Raw genomic sequence first — 1,932 nt, forward strand, 5'->3', positions numbered from 1 at the left:
AGGCCGAGTTTCCAACAGTTCTGAAAAGACTGGAGAAAACGGGCTTACGGCAATTCCGGCAATTGCTCGATATTCCGCCTTCTGCCCTGGGTAAACGCTGTGGTGAACCTTTCCTGCATTGGCTCAATCAACTCACAGGAAGTCAGCGGGAGCCAGCCATTACCTATCAGCCCCCAAAACGCTTTGAGGACACGCTCTGGTTTGGCTTTGATATTCAGAATAGACAGGAACTTTACCCCGCCATGCAGCGCTTGCTGACCCACTTCTGTCAATTCCTGACGAATACACAGCTCTCCAGCGGCGTGATCGAGTGGCGCTATCTACAATCACAAACCCAGCTACAACCACAAAGCTGGTCGTCAGGGCGCCCCCGTAACGCCTTCAAAGTATTTTCGGATACCGCTCAAAAAAATGCAGCGCTCTGGCTTGAACTCTCTCGTTTGCAACTGGATAACCAGACGTTACCAGAGGGAATCGAGGGGCTTTCACTGATCGTAGAACAGCTCCATGCAGCAACGAACGCACCACAAGATTTATTTCACACCGGCGTCAGCGCGGCATCCCGATACGAACTGGTGGACCGCTTACGTAGCCGTCTCGGACTGCAGGCTGTTGGTTATCTGAACTCCCGTAGCGAGCACCTCCCGGAAGATGCCGTCATGGAAACCCAAACGCTGAATGCGCGCGGTGATACCGACAACAATCCACTGGGGCAGCGCCCGTTCTGGTTGCTTCCTGAACCACAACCGATTCATCAAGCAGTAGAGCAGCTTTACTGGAATGGCCCACTGGATATTCTCCACGGACCAGAGCGCATTGAAGATCAATGGTGGAATGCGCCTGTCAGTCGGGATTACTACATCGCCTGCACACCCCAAAAACAGCCTGTCTGGATATACCAGGACCGGCATAACCGACGCTGGTACCTACATGGGCTTTTTGCCTGAAAACACAGTCAGCTCTCACTCGAGCGCCAAATCCGGCCCAATGCAAACACCAATTCATCAGCTGAGAATCTGGGTTATTCAGCTTCAGCGTCAAGGAGGCAACCGCACCCAGAACACCTTGATTGCTATAACCGCCTGCTCAGCCCACGCATAATGCTCTGGAGGATCAACGTGCTGCGCACTTAAGGGTTATGAATTCGTGCATCCACCGTGTCATCCAGCCAAACCAACCCAGCAGGGTCAAATTCCAGCTCAGTAATGGTCTCCAGAAAGTGCTCGTGTAATGCCGCACTGACTTCGGGCGTGCGAGCCAGTAGCCAAAGATAATCTCGGTTAAAGCCAGAGACGAAGGCATAGTCATAATCTTCACCGAGCTCAAACACGATATAACTGCCATAAAACGGACCAAAAAAAGAGACTTTCAGGTGGGCGATATCGGGAGATTGAACAAAGCGCGCAACACCCTCTGCTTCGCGCCATTCGCCCTGCTCAGCATCAAAGCCACGGTTCAATACCGCAATACTGCCATCAGCGTTAAGCCGATAGGTTGCCGTAACTTGATCGAGGCCTCGCTCAAAACTGTGATCGAGCCGGGCAATTTCGTACCACTGACCTAAATAACGGCTCTGATCAAAATCCGTCACCGGCTCGACCCCTTCGGGAACACCGGTGCAAGCAGCTAAAAAAAGACATAACGCTACCAGGCCATAACGGCCTCTCTGTATTTGGCCCACTATTCTGTTCTCCCTATCGCGGGTTGCGATCGAATATTTCGCTGGTGACCGGCTCGCTGGAAAATAGTCTACGCTATTTTGCGACAGTGCTTTTCAGGGCAGTACACCCAGCGCTAGAATACTGTTTATTTATACAGTATTTTGCCGTGTACGCCGAACTTCATTGCCTAAGCCATTACACCTTCCTGCGTGGCGCCTCTGCACCGGATGAGCTTGTCGGACGCGCCGTAACCTGTGGCTACCATGCTCTG

At 52.3% G+C, this 1,932-nt stretch carries 2 protein-coding genes; one reads left to right on the forward strand and one right to left on the reverse strand.

What is annotated here, in order from left to right; genetic code table 11:
- Positions 1–947, forward strand: a 947-nt coding sequence (locus ACYZYZ_RS10550) for a DNA polymerase Y subunit UmuC family protein (RefSeq protein ID WP_461484220.1), incomplete at its 5' end; no start/stop codon positions are given.
- A gap of 182 nt (positions 948–1,129) precedes the next feature.
- Here the strand turns inward: ACYZYZ_RS10550 and ACYZYZ_RS10555 are convergent.
- Positions 1,130–1,681: a lipocalin family protein gene (locus tag ACYZYZ_RS10555; protein ID WP_461484221.1), complete on the reverse strand. Its 552-nt coding sequence runs from the start codon at positions 1,679–1,681 to the stop codon at positions 1,130–1,132.
- Positions 1,682–1,932 lie beyond the last annotated feature (251 nt).

The sequence above is a fragment of the Porticoccus sp. genome, from assembly GCA_023261185.1.
Taxonomy (GTDB): Bacteria; Pseudomonadota; Gammaproteobacteria; order Pseudomonadales; family Porticoccaceae; genus Porticoccus; species Porticoccus litoralis.